This window comes from Campylobacter sp. DY7 (assembly GCF_057802535.1).
This window is the reverse complement of sequence record NZ_JBYJAU010000005.1, coordinates 106,081-121,377: the sequence shown is the minus strand read 5'-3', so window position 1 is coordinate 121,377 and position 15,297 is coordinate 106,081. Positions and strand designations below refer to the sequence as shown.

Here is a 15,297-nt window from a genome sequence, read left to right as displayed (position 1 = left end):
ATTTGAAATAAGAATTAGCTTAATCTAAAATAATAACTTCACATTCAAGCAATACATTAAAATGCTTATACACCTCATCTTTTGCTAAATTTATAAGATAATTTGCATCATTAAAACTCGCTTTATTAAAATTGATTAAAAAGTTTGCATGTATTTCGCTAATTTTTGCTCCACCTTTAACCTTGCCTTTAAGTCCAGCCTTATCAATCAACGCACCAGCACTAAAGCCTTCGGGATTTTTAAAAATACTGCCAAAACTAAAGCCCTTTGGCTGATTTGCTCTCATTTTGCTAAATTGCTCTACTAATTCTTGTTTAAAACCTTTTTCAAGTTTTAGCCTGATTGCATAAATTGTGCCTTTAATATCACTACTTCTATATGAAAAATTCGGCATTATCCATTCATTATCAACATTTACTTCTAAAATGTAGTTTTTAATTTCAGTTTCTTTCATACCAGCATTCATTTTTGTAATACCACCCATTTGACCTGGTAAATGCGATAAAAACTCCAAACCTGTGAAATCATTTTTCTTACAATAATTAAAAATCTTATATGAGTTTGTCTTAGCTCCGATTTCTAAATAATCCTTGCAATCTTTTATATAATCAAAACAATCATCTAAAATCGCTAAGTTTTTTGGCTTATTTATTAGTAAATTACTTGCATTGCCTATTACAAAACAATCGGTTTTTACTCTTTCATTTAGCACTTTTACTTCACAAGCGTCGCCTATTCTTACGCTTGAATATTTTGAAAAATCAATTATCATAATCGCCTTGAATGCTTAGTAATTCAAAATAATCTTTTTGTAATTGTGCGTTGGTTTTGTTTAATTCGTGTATTTGATATTTTAATTTTTCTATTCTAGTATCAAGCACCATTATTGTCTCTATTGATGATTTAGAAAACAAAATCGTAAAAAGTCCAAAAAATACAATAATTACATAAAGGGCAATTTCTAAAATGCCCTTTGTAAAAATCCTAAATTTAGACTTTTTATAATTATTATTTTCTAATAATTCTTGCATTAAAACCCTGCTTCAATTTCTAATAATCTATTATATTTTGCAGTTCTTTCGCCCCTTGCAGGTGCTCCTGTTTTAATATACTTACAACACATTGCAAAATCTGCGATGAAATTATCTTCGCTCTCGCCACTTCTATGGCTCATTATAGCGTTATAATTATTTGCACGAGCTAGTTTTATAGCATCAATTGTTTGAGAGATTGTGCCTATTTGATTTGGCTTAATTAATATTGCATTTGCCATACCTTCATCAATGCCTTTTTGAAGTAATTTCACATTAGTAACAAATAAATCATCTCCTACTAACTGAGTTCTTGAACCTATTTTCTTAGTTAGATTAATCCAGCCATCATAATCTTGCTCAGCAAGTGCATCTTCAATACTTAAAATAGGATATTTTAAGAGTTTTTCATACTCGTTTATCATCTCATCACTGCTTAGTTTTTTGCCTTCGTAAGAATAAAAACCATCACTATAAAGCTCACTTGCAGCCACATCTAAAGCTAGATTTATCTTACCACTAAATCCTGCTTTATTAATAGCTTCAAGTAATAATTCAATAGCTTCTTCATTGCTATTTAGATTTGGAGCAAAGCCACCTTCATCTCCTAATGCTGTGCTTAAGCCTTTTTTCTTTAAAATATCTTTTAAAGTATGATATGTAATTGCACTTGCGAATAATTTTTCTTTAAATGTATCAAAGCCTGTTGGAAGTAGCATAAACTCTTGAATGTCTATATTATTATCTGCATGAGCTCCGCCGTTTAATACATTTAGCATAGGGGTTGGAAGATTTGTAAATTCTCCACATAAATATCTATAAAGTGGCAAATTGCAAGCATTAGCAGCTGCTTTTGCAACTGCCATTGATACTCCTAATACCGCATTTGCACCTAAGCTTGAATAATTACTAGTTCCATCAACAGCTAATAAATGCTCATCTATTTCTCTTTGATTTAACACATTTTTACCGATAATTCCAGCACCAACATGTTTTGCATTATTTACTGCTTTACTTACGCTTTTACCGAAAAAATAACTACCACCATCTCTTAATTCTAAAGCTTCATTAATCCCAGTGCTAGCCCCACTTGGAACTATTGCTTCACCACATATTCCATTTTCTAAAACAACTTTTACTTTAACGCTAGGATTACCCCTGCTATCTAGCACCTCAAGCGCATCAATCTTCGCTACTTTCACCAAAATCTCCTTCTAATGTAATATCATCACCTATGCTTGTTTTAATTTTTTCTGCAATTTCATTTGCTATTTCTTTGTTTTCTTTTAAGAATATTTTTGCGTTTTCTCTACCTTGACCTAACTTACTTCCACCATAGCTAAGCCATGCACCGCTTTTATCAATAATATCAAGCTTAATTCCATAATCAATTAGCTCACCCTCATAGCTAATTCCTTCGCCAAACATGATATCAAATTCCGCTGTTTTAAATGGAGGCGCAACCTTGTTTTTAACAATCTTAGCTTTAGTTCTATTTCCGATAGGCTCTTCACCTTGTTTTAATGTAGCTACTTTTCTAATATCAATTCTAACACTAGCATAAAACTTAAGTGCATTTCCACCTGTTGTAGTTTCTGGGCTTCCGTAACCCATTTGACCGATTTTCATACGAATTTGGTTTATGAAAATTACCATTGAATTCATCTTGCTAACAACTGAAGTAAGCTTTCTTAAAGCTTGGCTCATTAATCTTGCTTGAAGACCTACATGAGTATCGCCCATCTCTCCATCAATTTCAGCCTTAGGAGTAAGTGCTGCAACGCTATCAACTATTATTAATTCAACCGCGCCACTACTTGCTAAACGCTCTACAATCTCAAGCGCTTCTTCACCACAACTTGGTTGGCTTACTAATAAATCATCAATATTTACACCTAGATTTTTTGCATAAACAGGATCAAGTGCGTGTTCAGCATCAATAAAAGCACACGTGCAACCCATTTTCTGAGCTGATGCAACTATTTGAAGAGTTAGAGTTGTTTTACCACTACTTTCAGGTCCATAGATTTCAATTATTCTTCCTTTTGGAACTCCACCAATTCCTAAAGCCATATCAAGCCCAAGCGAACCTGTGCTAATTGGCTCAGCCTTTACGATAGGCTTATCACCAAATCTAACAATAGCACCTTCTCCACAAGCTTTATTAATGCCTTTAAGTGCGGCTTCTAGGGCTTTTGCTTTATCATCAATTATTGTTGTTTCTTTTGCTTTTGCCATACCTTTCCTTTTAATTAATTCTTTAATTTGATTTTTAACCTAAGATTATAAATAAATAATAATATCGCTAAAAATGAAGCGATTAAAAAAGCATCTCTTGGATGATGTAAATTAAATAAATTTTCTAATATTTCATCAATCAAAGGACTTGCAAATTGTCCGCTAAATGTTGCAATACTAGCTATTGCCATATTTGTAGCTAGATTTTGCTTTTTACTTCTTGTGCTAATTTGAGAAAATAAAAACGGCAGAGTAAATCCAACCGCAAGACCATTTAAAATAGCTGCAATAATTCCTATAATTAGCATTATATTAATACCTAAAATACTAAAAGGCTCATCTAATCTAATAGAAAATAAAGAAAACGCCAAAATATAAAGAATTGCACCTGTAATTTTTATCTTTGTTCTAATTTTTTTAATCAAGGCTTGAAGTTTCATTGAAGCAATTGCACCAAATAAACCATTAAGCCCCATAATAACACCAATAAAACTTGCACTTATGATTTGCTCTTTTTGATAAATTATAGAAAAATTATTAGTGAAGTTAAAAAATAAAACCTGCATAAAAAATAAATTAATATAAATTCCACTTAGATTTTTTACATTTCTTAAATCTAATTTCTTTTCTTTTTGTGCGATTATTATTTTAGGTAAAAAAATCATATTTAAAATAAATAAAACTAAAGCAAAAAGATATATTAAAAAACTATATTGCCAAGAAATTGAAGCTAAAAACCCAGAAAAACTAACGGTAATTACTGCACCTAATTGATTGCACATCGCACTAAGCCCCATTAATTTTCCTTGCTCTTCTTTTTTAAACAAAAAACCAAGCAATGAAACGCTAAGTGGCATTAAAAATCCAGTTCCAAGTCCTAAAATTGCTCTACAAAATAAAACTTGATAAATATTATCTAAAAAAAACGGACTAATACCGCCTACAATAAATAATGTAAATCCTATAAAGGCAAGTTGTTTAACATTTAAAAAATTAGCTAATTTTGCAAAAACAAGACTAGATAAAATAATGAAAAGCGATGGCAAAGTAATAATTAATTTTATTAAAATTTCATCTTCACTAGCAAAGTGCTTAGCAATTAGACCTAATGCAGGTGCAACAGCAGCTCCACCAGTAACGGTTGCTAAAGAAATACTTAAGATTGAGATTTTTAGCATATTCATTGAAGTTTCCTTAAGATTTATATAAAAAAACTATAATGAAAAAAATCAAATTAAAGGCAAATAATGAGAATTACACTACTAAATCACACCCCGTTAAATATATGCTCTCATGCTATGAGAACTTGTTGGCAAAGTTTTGATAAAGGTGATAATGGCGGAGAAAAAGACTGCGAATTAATCAATCGTATAGGTAATATTTATAAGCATTCAAGCACTTTAGAGCATTTGCATTATAATTTCTATATTCAAGGCATTTCAAGAGCATGCTTACAAGAATTAGCAAGACATAGAATGGCAAGTTTATCTGTAAAAAGCACTAGATATACATTAAAAGAACTAAGAAATGAAAGCGAGTTTAAGGAATTTGATTTTGCTAACGCTCAAAGATATATTGTGCTAACTGGAAATCGCTTAGTTGATAATGCTAGTATTTGTGCTTTAGAAAAATTAAGAATTATTTTAAACGCTGAAGGTATGACACAAGATATTGCAAAATATGCCCTACCAGAATGCTATAAAACTGAGCTTACTTGGAGTATAAATGCAAGAGCTTTACAAAATTTCTTAACTCTTAGAACAAGTAAAGCCGCATTAAAAGAGATTAGAGAGCTAGCTTACAATATCTATGAAGCTTTACCAGAAGAACATAAATTTATATTCAAAGGTTGCTTAAATGAAGCAAATTAGTCTTGCTCATAGCCCTGATGCTGATGATATTTTTATGTATGCAGCAATCCGCTATGGTTGGATAAGCTCGGAGTTTAATTATACTAGCATTGCTGATGATATTGAGACCTTAAATAAAGCGAGTTTAAATAATATCTATGATGTTTGTGCGATTTCTTTTGCTGTGTATCCAAAAATACAAAGTGAATATGCATTACTAAGATGTGCAACAAGCTTTGGCAATGGCTATGGTCCAAAATTAATCACTCTAAAAGATAAGGTTTTAAAGCCTAATTTTAAAGTTGCTTTAAGTGGAGAAAATACTACAAATGCTCTTTTATTTCGTTTAAAATATCCAAATGCTAAGATTACATATATGAATTTTTTAGATATTCAAAATGCTGTTTTAGATGGCAGTGTTGATGCTGGGGTATTAATTCATGAAAGCATTCTTAATTATAGCGATAAATTAAGGGTTGAATGTGAGATTTGGGATATTTGGGCTGAGTTTTGCAAGGCTGAGTGTGGCGAAGTTTTAAGCTTACCACTTGGTGGAATGGCAATACGCCGTTCTTTAATGCTAAGTGATGCAATTAAGATTGAAAATGAACTAACTCGTGCAGTAGAAGTCGCTACTAAAAATAAAGCTTCATTAAGTCGCATTTTGCTTAGTAAAAACGAAGTTAGAGTAAATGAAGCTGAGCTTAATAAATATCTAAGCCTTTATGCAAATGATGAGAGTATAAGCCTAAGCGATGAACAAATAAAATCTCTTGATATATTATTTAAACTAGGCGAAAAGCTAGGATTTAGTCCTTGTAAAACGAAGGATAATTTAATCCCAACAGAATACGAAGGATTAAGAAATTCATGAAAAATCTTTTGGTAATTGTTGATTTTCAAAATGATTTTATAAATGGCTCACTAGGATTTGAAAAAGCCAAATCCTTAGAGCCAATTATCTTAGAAAAATATGAAAAATATTTAAAAAATAATGATGATATAATTTTTACCTTTGATTTGCACTATGATGATTATTTAGACACTTTAGAAGGGCAAAAACTACCTATAAAGCACTGCATAAATGAAACTTACGGAGCTAAAGCTTATAAAAAATTTGATGATTTAGCTAAAAATCATTTATGTTTTTATAAAAACACTTTTGGCTCACTTGAACTTGGAAATTATCTAGCTAATAAAGATTATGCAAATATTGAAATTGTTGGACTTGTAAGTAATATTTGCGTTTTATCAAATGCTATCATCATAAAAGCTGCAAAGCCAAATACAAGAATTTTTATTGACAAAAACGCAACCGCAAGTTATGATGAAGATTTACATAACAAAGCTTTAGATATTTTAAAAAATCTTCATATAGATATAATTTAACACTTTTTTGACACTTTTTATTTTTATAATACGAACTTATTTTTAAAACAAGGAAGAAAAATGAGATTATTATTTTTAGCAGCGTTTGCGTTAAGTCTTAGCGTAAATGCAAAAACTTTAAACGATAGCGATTTTAAAGCTATGCAAAATGAGCTAAACGAAAGTATGGCAAAAATGCATGGAAAAATGAATGCAGGTTTAGTTGAAAAAGACCCTGATTTATCATTTGTTGTAGGTATGTTACCACACCACGAAGGTGCTGTTGATATGGCGAAAATCGTATTAAAATACGGCGAAGATGAAAGCATTAAAAAACTAGCAGAAGATATTATAAAAGCTCAAGAAGCAGAAATTAAATTTATGCAAGAATATTTAGACAAAAAAGGTTATAAATATCCAGAGCATTCAAACCACAATCATTAATTAAACCCCTTCTTTTAGGGGTTTATACTAATTAAGCTTTTATATCAAGCAACTTTGTTTCGCTAAGTTCATTTATGAAGTCTTTTGTATAAGATATAAAATCTTTTAATTTATCGCTACTAATTAAATCTTTTAATTTATCTTCGCTTATATTAAGATTTATAGCAAAATCTTTTAAGAGTTTCTTTTCATCATTTGTAAGACTTTCTAAGCCTTGATTTTTTAGCTTTGCTAAGGTTGCTAACTTTTTTAATTCTTCTAATTCTTTTTCTTTTAATTTATCTGTATTTGTAAGCTTATATGTATTAATCAAATCTTCATTGTTTTTATTATTAGATACTTCTAAATTATCTTCAAAATATCCATTTTCACCTATATCTAAAAATTCGCTAAATGTTATCGCTCCATCAAGGTTTTTATCATATTTTAAAGTAAGATTTAAAGAATTACTAATGCTCATAAGTAATGCTTATTGCCTTAAATCGGATATATTTTAAAAAGGTTTAGTGGCAGTAAAAACTGCCATTATTAAGTTTGTAATTCCTATTTCAAATTCTTAAAAATTATTTATAAATTTCTTTAAAGTTTTTATAAAAATTATCAAAGGTTTTATTTGCTATATTTGTTCTAATTTCTTGCATTAAATTTAAATAATAATGTAGATTATGCAAACTTGCTAAGCGAAAGAATGTAATCTCACCTGCTTTAAATAAATGATGAATATAAGCACGGCTAAAGTTTTTGCAAGCATAACAAGAGCAATTACTATCTATTGGATTTTTATCAAGTTTCATTGAACTAGCCTTTATATTTATCTTGCCAAAACTTGTAAATAAAGTCCCATTTCTAGCATTTCTAGTAGGCATAACACAATCAAACATATCAACCCCACGAGCGACATTTTCAACCAAATCAAGTGGAGTTCCAACCCCCATTAAATATCTAGGGCGATTCGTTGGCATTAAAGGAGTTAGATTTTCTACCGTTTCATACATTAATTCATTTGGCTCTCCAACACTTAGCCCACCGATAGCTAAGCCATCAAAAGAATGCTCATTTTCGCATTCTAATATACCTTCAAGGCATTCTTTTCTATAAGTTTTATTAGTTCCGCCTTGAACAATTGCGAAAATATTTTGCTCTCTTTTAAGCTCTTCATCATAAAGCTTATTAAACTCTAGTTTATAAAGCTCTTTTGAATATTTTTTAAGCAAAGTTTCTTCATCATTATTTTTAAATTCTTTTTTCATCTCAAGCGATAATTTAGCCCAATAAATCGTGCGTTTTAGACTTGCCTTAATCCTTTCATCACTTGCAGGTAAAGCACACAAATCATCTAAAACCATACAAATATCACTATTTAAAAGATACTGAGTTTTAAGCACACTTGCAGGAGTAAAATTATGAATTGAACCATCTATGTGGCTTTTAAACGTAATTCCTTCATCACTATGTTTTGTATTTTTGCTTAGCGAAAATGCTTGAAATCCCCCGCTATCTGTCAAAAAAGAACCTTTATATTTTGTAAAATTATGAAGCCCTCCAAAATTAGCAATGATATTTGCACCAGGTCTTAAATATGTATGATAAGTATTTGCTAAGATTATCTTAGCACCTAAGGTATTTTGCATATCATTTGCATCAAGAGCTTTTACACAAGCTTGAGTTCCAACAGGCATAAAACAAGGGGTATTAAACTCTCCATTAGCCGTTGTTACCTTGCCAAGTCTAGCAAAATTATCGCTTGAATATAAATCAAATTTCATTATAATCTTTCCTTTAAAATTGGAGTTGTTATGAAAAAAATATTAATTTTAGCTAAGGTTTGCGTAGCAAATCATTTTCTAAAAGAATTAACAAGGTTTAAGGATAGCACAAAAGAATATATAATCGTTTGCCAAGAAGATATTCCTTTTAAACACAATTTTACTCATATTAAAATTGACCCAACAAACGCTGCTAGACTTAAAAACTACATAGATGATAAATTAGAATTAGTATATATTTTATTAGATGAAAAAGAAGACACAAGACTTGCTTATGATGCGATTAGACAAATTGCTAAGCGTGTAAGAATTGTAGTCTTATCAAATAATAAAGAATACGAAAACGATAGCTTTTGCACTCTAGTAAATCAAGAAGAAAGCACTACAAATCATCTAATAGATATTTTGCCAAATATGCCTATGATTGCAAGAGATATAGGACTTGGAATTGGCGAAATAATGCAAGTTTTTGTGCCTGTTGGCTCAATTTATGCAAATAAACATATAAATGCAATTGCTCAAGAATTTTATAAAATCGCTCTAATTTATAGAGATAATCAAATAATTTTGCCAAAGCCAGATACTCAAATACTAGCAAATGATGAACTTGTTTTAGTAGGTGATCCAAATATTTTAAACCTTATGTTTTCAAGGATTAAAGGTCAAGTTGGACAATTTCCTAGCCCTTATGGAGATACAATTTGTGTAATTATTGATATGAAAATTGACACAAATATAGACAATTTAATAAATACAGCACTTTTATTGCACGCAAAAACAAATAGTATTAAGCTAATTTTTTATGTAATAAACCCAACTCTAAATAAATCATTAGAAAAATTAAAGAAATTAAAAAGAAAGACAATAATAGTCCATATTAAATATGAAGCTACATCGGTAAAAGAAACGATTTTTGAGTTTTCTAATGTATATTCTGGGCTATTTATTGTAAGCAAAGAAATTTTTAAAAAAAATATGGAGCAATTATACGATAGTTCTATGCCTGTTTTAAAGGTTGGAAAAGTTGATTTTGCAAAGCTTAACTCAATAGCGTGTATAAGTTCAGGCTCACTTGGCGTAGAGAATTTAACTTCTACTTTATTAGATATTTCTTTATTATTAAATCTTGATGCAAAATTACTTTATTTTGACAATGCAAACCCTGTAAATGATGATTTAATAGAGCATATAAATATGCAATCACAATTTTTTAATAAAAACCTTGAATTAGTAGAATACAAGAGCAAAAATCCATTATTAGACTTAAAATTTAATCCTTATATTATCCATTGTCTTGGATTTGAAAAACAATTATTACATACTAATACATTAAAATATTTATCAAATGATTTTTCTAAGCTATATGAAGTATTAGACGATAATTATCAGCTGTTTATACCAGTAGTTTAACGGAATTTGAAATAGGAATTTGCTTTAATTCCTATTTCAAATTCTTTAAAAATTTATCTTCAAAAAAATTAAAATTTTTCTCTAATTTTTTTCATAAAAAATTCTTAAAAAATTTTCATAATTTTTTTAATTTTTTTGTATAATATTTTTTTAATTTTTAAAGGAGAGAATATGAGTGCAAAATCTTATGTAAATGACACGCTTGAATTAATCAAAACTTATTCAGCTAGACAACCTATATTTTTACAATGTGCAACTGAAGTTTTAAAATCAGTTATACCATTGTTAGAAAGTAATAAACAATACGAGCAACACGCTGTATTACAAAGACTTGTAATGCCTGAGAGAACAATAATTTTTAGAGTTGTATATATTGATGATAGCGGTAAAGCACAAACTCATTTTGGTTATAGAGTGCAATTTTCTAGCACACTTGGACCTTATAAAGGTGGGCTTAGATTTCACCCAACTGTAAATCTTGATATTTTAAAGTTCTTAGCATTTGAGCAAATCTTTAAAAACTCTTTAACAGGTCTTTATATAGGTGGTGGTAAAGGTGGAGCAAACTTTGATCCAAAAGGCAAAAGCGATGCAGAAATTATGAGATTTTGTCAAGCATTTATGAGCGAACTTAGCAAACACATAGGTTATTCAACCGACGTTCCTGCAGGAGATATTGGTGTTGGAGCTAGAGAGCTTGGATATATGTTTGGAGCGTATAAAAAAATCACTTCTAAATTTGATGGAACCCTAACAGGTAAAAAAATTAGCTGGGGTGGTTCATTAGTTAGAAAAGAAGCAACAGGCTATGGAACTGTGTATTTTTCTAATGAATTATTAAAAGAAAAAGGCGAAGGCTTTGAAGGAAAAACCTGCGTTGTATCAGGTAGTGGAAACGTTGCTATTTATACTATTGAAAAGCTAAATCAATATGGAGCAAAAGTTGTAGCAGTAAGCGATAGCGATGGTTATGTATATGATAAAGACGGAATTGATTTAGATTTATTAAAAGAAGTGAAAGAAAATTTAAGACTTCGTGTAAGTGATTATGCAAATCGCAAAAAAGGTGCTGTATTTGTATCTAAAGTAAATTACGAAAAAGGAACTAATGGTATTTGGAGCATTCCTTGTGATTATGCTTTCCCTTGTGCTACACAAAACGAATTAAGCTTACTAGATGCAAAAAATCTTCATAAAAATGGTTGTAAATTAATCGCTGAAGGTGCAAACATGCCTTGCACACTTGATGCTCAAAAGTTCATTTTAGAAAACAAAATGTATTATGCACCAGCAAAAGCAGCAAACGCAGGTGGAGTTGCTACAAGCGCATTAGAAATGCAACAAAATGCTAATATGACTTCTTGGACATTTAGCGAAGTTGATGAGAAATTACATAAGATTATGAAAGATATTTATGCAAGAACTTCAGCTACTGCAAAAGATTTTGGCTTTGAGCATAACTTACTTGCAGGTGCAAATATTGCAGGCTTTAAAAAAGTTGCAGATGCTATGATAGACCAAGGCTATATTTAAGCCTAAAAGCCCTATTTTTAGGGCTTTTTTGACAAACTTAACATTAACTTTCTTTTATTATTATTTCCCTTTAAAATTAAAAAATCAGGTTAAATATGAAAACAATATTATATGTAAGTGCTATTAGCTCTTTTTTATATGCAAACACTATAAGTGATATTGAATTTAAAGGCTTATATCATTTATCAGCAGAACAAGCATTAAAGGCAATAGATTTAAAAGTAAATGATGAAATAAATATATACAAGATTAATAATGCTGTAAAAAATCTATTTTCTTATGGATATTTTGATGATATTTATGTAGATGAAAATAATGGAAAGCTTACTTTTAATGTAGTAGAAAAGCAATTCATCGCAAAAGTAAATATCAAAGGAACTTCAAGTAATGATAAAAAGCAAATTGAATCATTTTTAAGTATTAAAAAAGGTGAAGCTTATAATGAAAGAAAAATAAGCGAAGCAAAAGAAAAAATCATTCTCTACTATCAATCTCGTGGCTTTTATGATAGCGTTGTAGAAGTTGAGACCCAAGATTTAGAAAATAATGCTGTTGTGCTTAACTTTAATATAAATCGTGGAGAAATAATAACTATTAAAAAAGTTAATTTAATAGGAGCAAATAAGCTTAATTATAGTGATTTTGACCCTGTGATAGCAAATAAAGAAAAAGAATTATTAGGCTGGTTTTGGGGCTTTAATGATGGTAAATTATATTCAACCGAACTTCCAAATGATTCAGCAAGAATTAAGGATGAATATATGAAAAAAGGCTATCTTGATGCTAATGTTTCAAGTCCTTATTTAGAAGCAAATATGCAAAATTATAAAGCTGAATTAACTTATTATATAAACGAAGGCAAGCGTTATAAAATAGAAGAAATAAGCATAGAAAATCCTTTAGAAAATGAATTAAAAATCAATGTAAAAGATTTAAGAAGTAAAAAAGGAAAATACATAAACTCAGAAAAAATTCGCTCTGATATTGAGTTTATAAAGACTAAATTCCAAGATAAAGGCTACGCTTTAGCAGAAGTTTATCCTGATATTGCCAAAAATGATAGCGATGGTTTAGTAAAAATTGATTTTAAAGTTAATTTAGGCAAGATTTATAATATAGGTGAAGTGATTGTTAAAGGAAATGACAAGTCTTTAGATAAGGTAGTAAGAAGAGAGCTTTACCTTACTGAAGGTATGCAATTTAGCAAAACTGACTTAAACGATAGCATAATCGCACTTAAAAAAACCGGATATTTTGAAGAAGTTGATATCACTCCAAAACCTAGCTTTACAGGAGATATTGATTTATTAGTAGAAGTTAAAGAAAAAGCAACCGGCTCAATTACAGGTGGCGTTGGATATAGCACTGCTGATGGATTTTTAATGAATGCTTCTGTTAGCGATAGAAATATCTTAGGTAGTGGAATGTATGGTGGAGTTAATGTTGAAAAATCAGATAAAGATGTAACAGGTAAAATCTTTTTAAATAATCCTAGATTGTTTGATTCAAAATTTTCAAGCGGTTTTGATATATATAGCTATAAAAGAGATTGGGATACTTACGAAGAATATAACAATGGTTTAGAGCTTAGTATAGGAAGAGAATTTGCTAGATATTGGGGAGCTGGGGCTATTTATAATTACGAGCAAAGTGATTTAAGAAAAGCAACTATTGAAATGATAGCAAGTGGTGAAAAATTAGGAAAATCAAAAAAATCAGCTATTACACCTTATATTTATTTTGATAATACTGATGATTTTTACTTGCCAAGAAGTGGTATTTATAGTAGAGCTGCATTTACTTATGTAGGTTTAGGAGGCGATCAAAAATATAAAAAATTCGCTTTTGATTTCAAATACTACAAAGGCTTAAAAGAAGATTTTGATACAGATTTAATCTTTAGATTTAGAACTTCATTTAATAAACTATTTAATTATAAAAACACTCCTATAAACTCAAGATTATATCTTGGTGGTTTAAGAAGTGTAAGAGGATATGAAAGCGATTCTATCACCCCAAAAGGAATAGGATATTATGACCCTGCAACACACTCAAAGGTAAATAAACCAGGTAATGGAATAATAGCTTATCCTTATGATAAAGGGGGAGCAATTTCACTTAATTCAAGTGCTGAAATAAATTTCCCTTTAATAAATAAATTAAAACTTCGTGGTTCAATTTTCTATGATTATGGTATGATAGGCGAAAAGAAATTAAACGAGATAAAAAGACAAAGTGCAGGAATTAGTCTTGATTGGACTACTCCTATGGGGCCACTTGTGTTTGTATTCTCAAAACCTCTTGATAAAAAAGCAGGAGATAAAACAAATACTTTTGAATTTAGTATAGGAAGTCAATTTTAGGAGATAAAATGAATTTTGCAGATATTTTTAACTTTAGAAAGGCTCAACCAAAACCAAGTGAAGCACCAAATCACTGGGTAAAGTGTGATAATTGCCATGCTTTAATGTATTATAAAGAAGTAGCAAGCTGTTTTAATGTTTGCCCAAAATGTGGATTACATATGAAAATTAGTCCTAAAGAGCGTATTGAAATGCTTGTAGATGAAGGAAGTTTTATAGAATATGATAAAACTTTAAGAGCAAATGACCCTTTAAAATTCGTAGATTCAAAAAGCTATAAAAAACGCTTAAGCGAAAGTGAAGAAAAAACAGGAAGAACAAGTGCAGTAATTTCAGGAGAATGCAAAATTGGTGGAATTGGCGTTCAATTATGTGTGTTTGATTTTTCTTTTATGGGTGGTTCTTTAGGTAGTGTTGAAGGCGAAAAAATAGTTCGAGCAATTCAAAGAGCTATGGAGAAAAAAGAAGGATTAATAATAATAAGTGCAAGTGGTGGTGCTAGAATGCAAGAAAGCACTTATTCACTAATGCAAATGGCAAAAACTTCAGCAGCCTTAAAACTGCTAGCTAGAGAAAGACTTCCTTATATATCAATTCTTACAAATCCTACTTTTGGTGGGGTATCAGCTTCATTTGCTTGGCTTGGGGACTTAGTTATCGCTGAACCTATGGCACAAATCGGCTTTGCAGGAGCTAGAGTAATTAAGCAAACAATAGGTGCTGATTTACCTGAAGGATTTCAAAGTGCTGAGTTTTTATTAGAACATGGACTTATTGACGCTATCGTAACTAGAGCTAATCAGCGTGAATTTTTAAGCGATTTTTTACGATATTTTAAATGAATATAAATATTTATTTTATTCAAAAAAAATTAGAAAAACTAAGCGAGATTGAAAATAGATTTATAAAACTTATAAATCAGCATTCAAAGCTTAGTTTAAACAATGTTTTTTCAAAACAAATTGCAAAAGCTCAAGATTTAGGCTCAAATGAAGCAAAACTTGAATATGCAAAAGCTTATATGCCTTACAAAAAATCTTTTAGCATAGCACTAAGCGAAAGGGGTAAGAGTATTGATAGCATTGAGTTTGCAAGCTTATTAAAAGATAAAAATGAGATTAATTTTTTTGTCGGTGGAGCTTATGGATTTAGCGATGAGTTTTTAAATGAATGTGATTATGTTTTAAGCTTTTCTAAGCTTACCTTTTCACACGAATTAGCTAGAATTGTGTTACTAGAACAGATTTATCGTGGTTTTTGTATAAACAAAAATCATCCTTATCACAAATAAAGG

Annotated in this window: 16 protein-coding genes; 9 read left to right on the top strand and 7 right to left on the bottom strand. The window is 30.0% G+C overall.

Annotated elements, in window-relative coordinates; all coding sequences use genetic code 11:
• Positions 1 to 19: 19 nt before the first annotated feature.
• The 5 genes from AC1B00_RS04840 to AC1B00_RS04820 are packed head-to-tail and all read right to left on the bottom strand — an operon-like array spanning position 20 to position 4,453.
• Positions 20 to 772, bottom strand: a complete 753-nt coding sequence (locus AC1B00_RS04840; RefSeq protein ID WP_488848428.1) for a UDP-N-acetylmuramate dehydrogenase — start codon at positions 770 to 772, stop codon at positions 20 to 22.
• Positions 762 to 1,031, bottom strand: a complete 270-nt coding sequence (locus AC1B00_RS04835) for a hypothetical protein (protein WP_239817358.1) — start codon at positions 1,029 to 1,031, stop codon at positions 762 to 764. The genes AC1B00_RS04840 and AC1B00_RS04835 overlap by 11 nt, the downstream gene beginning before the upstream one ends.
• Positions 1,031 to 2,236 carry a phosphopyruvate hydratase gene (gene eno / locus AC1B00_RS04830; RefSeq protein ID WP_488848426.1) on the bottom strand — a complete coding sequence of 402 codons (1,206 nt, stop codon included), beginning with the start codon at positions 2,234 to 2,236 and terminating at the stop codon, positions 1,031 to 1,033. Before eno ends, AC1B00_RS04835 begins: the two co-directional genes overlap by 1 nt.
• Positions 2,214 to 3,245 (bottom strand): recombinase RecA, encoded by a 1,032-nt coding sequence (recA, locus tag AC1B00_RS04825; RefSeq protein ID WP_488848470.1) that lies wholly within the window; start codon positions 3,243 to 3,245, stop codon positions 2,214 to 2,216. The genes eno and recA overlap by 23 nt, the downstream gene beginning before the upstream one ends.
• A 38-nt stretch (positions 3,246 to 3,283) precedes the next feature.
• Complete coding sequence (locus tag AC1B00_RS04820; protein ID WP_488848424.1) at positions 3,284 to 4,453, bottom strand: MFS transporter; 1,170 nt, start codon at positions 4,451 to 4,453, stop codon at positions 3,284 to 3,286.
• A gap of 63 nt (positions 4,454 to 4,516) precedes the next feature.
• Between AC1B00_RS04820 and thyX the strand changes: the two genes are divergently transcribed.
• Genes thyX through copM form a run of 4 tightly spaced genes read left to right on the top strand, consistent with a single transcriptional unit; the run spans position 4,517 to position 6,931 of the window.
• The gene (gene thyX / locus AC1B00_RS04815; protein ID WP_336611000.1) at positions 4,517 to 5,140 is read left to right on the top strand and encodes an FAD-dependent thymidylate synthase; all 624 of its coding nucleotides are present in this window, start codon (positions 4,517 to 4,519) and stop codon (positions 5,138 to 5,140) included.
• Complete coding sequence (locus tag AC1B00_RS04810; RefSeq protein WP_488848422.1) at positions 5,127 to 5,993, top strand: menaquinone biosynthesis family protein; 867 nt, start codon at positions 5,127 to 5,129, stop codon at positions 5,991 to 5,993. The genes thyX and AC1B00_RS04810 overlap by 14 nt, the downstream gene beginning before the upstream one ends.
• Positions 5,990 to 6,508 carry a cysteine hydrolase family protein gene (locus tag AC1B00_RS04805; protein WP_488848420.1) on the top strand — a complete coding sequence of 173 codons (519 nt, stop codon included), beginning with the start codon at positions 5,990 to 5,992 and terminating at the stop codon, positions 6,506 to 6,508. The genes AC1B00_RS04810 and AC1B00_RS04805 overlap by 4 nt, the downstream gene beginning before the upstream one ends.
• 60 nt (positions 6,509 to 6,568) lie before the next feature.
• Complete coding sequence (gene copM, locus AC1B00_RS04800) at positions 6,569 to 6,931, top strand: CopM family metallochaperone (RefSeq protein ID WP_488848418.1); 363 nt, start codon at positions 6,569 to 6,571, stop codon at positions 6,929 to 6,931.
• Between the two features lie 31 nt (positions 6,932 to 6,962).
• Here the strand turns inward: copM and AC1B00_RS04795 are convergent, their stop codons facing one another.
• Positions 6,963 to 7,391, bottom strand: a complete 429-nt coding sequence (locus AC1B00_RS04795) for a hypothetical protein (protein WP_488848416.1) — start codon at positions 7,389 to 7,391, stop codon at positions 6,963 to 6,965.
• Positions 7,392 to 7,494: 103 nt separating this feature from the next.
• Positions 7,495 to 8,697: a tRNA guanosine(34) transglycosylase Tgt gene (locus tag AC1B00_RS04790; protein ID WP_488848414.1), complete on the bottom strand. Its 1,203-nt coding sequence runs from the start codon at positions 8,695 to 8,697 to the stop codon at positions 7,495 to 7,497.
• Positions 8,698 to 8,727: 30 nt separating this feature from the next.
• Between AC1B00_RS04790 and AC1B00_RS04785 the strand changes: the two genes are divergently transcribed.
• The 5 genes from AC1B00_RS04785 to AC1B00_RS04765 all read left to right on the top strand — a co-directional run bounded on the left by AC1B00_RS04785 (position 8,728) and on the right by AC1B00_RS04765 (position 15,294).
• A complete protein-coding gene (locus AC1B00_RS04785) occupies positions 8,728 to 10,107 on the top strand; it encodes a TrkA C-terminal domain-containing protein (RefSeq protein WP_488848412.1) in 1,380 nt (459 codons plus the stop codon).
• Positions 10,108 to 10,278: 171 nt separating this feature from the next.
• A complete protein-coding gene (gene gdhA / locus AC1B00_RS04780; protein WP_239817368.1) occupies positions 10,279 to 11,640 on the top strand; it encodes an NADP-specific glutamate dehydrogenase in 1,362 nt (453 codons plus the stop codon).
• A gap of 95 nt (positions 11,641 to 11,735) precedes the next feature.
• Entirely contained in the window at positions 11,736 to 14,003 is a 2,268-nt protein-coding gene (bamA, locus tag AC1B00_RS04775) for an outer membrane protein assembly factor BamA (RefSeq protein ID WP_488848409.1), read from the top strand.
• Between the two features lie 8 nt (positions 14,004 to 14,011).
• Positions 14,012 to 14,845, top strand: coding sequence for an acetyl-CoA carboxylase, carboxyltransferase subunit beta (gene accD, locus AC1B00_RS04770; RefSeq protein WP_239817370.1), 834 nt, complete (start codon positions 14,012 to 14,014; stop codon positions 14,843 to 14,845).
• On the top strand, positions 14,842 to 15,294 hold the full coding sequence (locus AC1B00_RS04765) for a 23S rRNA (pseudouridine(1915)-N(3))-methyltransferase RlmH (RefSeq protein ID WP_488848407.1): 453 nt from the start codon (positions 14,842 to 14,844) through the stop codon (positions 15,292 to 15,294). The genes accD and AC1B00_RS04765 overlap by 4 nt, the downstream gene beginning before the upstream one ends.
• Positions 15,295 to 15,297 lie beyond the last annotated feature (3 nt).

Excerpts from the sequence above, each read along its gene's own strand:
- bamA (WP_488848409.1), top strand. The coding sequence starts at position 11,736 with ATGAAAACAATATTATATGTAAGTGCTATTAGCTCTTTTTTATATGCA.
- AC1B00_RS04840 (WP_488848428.1), bottom strand. The coding sequence starts at position 772 with ATGATAATTGATTTTTCAAAATATTCAAGCGTAAGAATAGGCGACGCT.
- AC1B00_RS04790 (WP_488848414.1), bottom strand. The coding sequence starts at position 8,697 with ATGAAATTTGATTTATATTCAAGCGATAATTTTGCTAGACTTGGCAAG.
- gdhA (WP_239817368.1), top strand. The coding sequence starts at position 10,279 with ATGAGTGCAAAATCTTATGTAAATGACACGCTTGAATTAATCAAAACT.
- AC1B00_RS04810 (WP_488848422.1), top strand. The coding sequence starts at position 5,127 with ATGAAGCAAATTAGTCTTGCTCATAGCCCTGATGCTGATGATATTTTT.
- copM (WP_488848418.1), top strand. The coding sequence starts at position 6,569 with ATGAGATTATTATTTTTAGCAGCGTTTGCGTTAAGTCTTAGCGTAAAT.
- thyX (WP_336611000.1), top strand. The coding sequence starts at position 4,517 with ATGAGAATTACACTACTAAATCACACCCCGTTAAATATATGCTCTCAT.
- AC1B00_RS04795 (WP_488848416.1), bottom strand. The coding sequence starts at position 7,391 with ATGAGCATTAGTAATTCTTTAAATCTTACTTTAAAATATGATAAAAAC.
- AC1B00_RS04805 (WP_488848420.1), top strand. The coding sequence starts at position 5,990 with ATGAAAAATCTTTTGGTAATTGTTGATTTTCAAAATGATTTTATAAAT.
- AC1B00_RS04785 (WP_488848412.1), top strand. The coding sequence starts at position 8,728 with ATGAAAAAAATATTAATTTTAGCTAAGGTTTGCGTAGCAAATCATTTT.
- AC1B00_RS04835 (WP_239817358.1), bottom strand. The coding sequence starts at position 1,031 with ATGCAAGAATTATTAGAAAATAATAATTATAAAAAGTCTAAATTTAGG.
- AC1B00_RS04765 (WP_488848407.1), top strand. The coding sequence starts at position 14,842 with ATGAATATAAATATTTATTTTATTCAAAAAAAATTAGAAAAACTAAGC.
- AC1B00_RS04820 (WP_488848424.1), bottom strand. The coding sequence starts at position 4,453 with ATGAATATGCTAAAAATCTCAATCTTAAGTATTTCTTTAGCAACCGTT.
- accD (WP_239817370.1), top strand. The coding sequence starts at position 14,012 with ATGAATTTTGCAGATATTTTTAACTTTAGAAAGGCTCAACCAAAACCA.